We start from the raw sequence: 311 nt of genomic DNA on the forward strand, positions 1-311 counted from the left end.
CGATCGAGGCGTGCCGGCGCCGCGGGAAGTACATCGGCATCTGCGGGCAGGGGCCGTCGGACCACCCGGACCTCGCGGAGTGGCTCGTGGACCAGCAGCTCGAGTCGATGTCGCTGAACCCCGACACGGTTGTGCAGACGTGGCTGCGGATCGCGGCGAAGATCGCGGAGAAGGATGCGGCGAAGGAGGTGCAGCCCGCAGGCTGACGGCCGCCCGGCTCAGTCGGCGACGGGCAGGCCGACGGCGTAGTCGGCGACGACGGGGGCGTGATCGCTCCACCGGGTGTCCCACGAGGGGGCGCGGACCACGGT

The 311-nt window shown here is 72.3% G+C and carries 1 protein-coding gene; it reads left to right on the plus strand.

From position 1 onward, the window contains the following. On the plus strand, positions 1-206 hold a 206-nt coding region (locus ACPYOM_RS22230), incomplete at its 5' end, for a putative PEP-binding protein (RefSeq protein WP_481347624.1). Positions 207-311 lie beyond the last annotated feature (105 nt).

Source organism: Monashia sp. HAY1-2A, assembly GCF_056755315.1.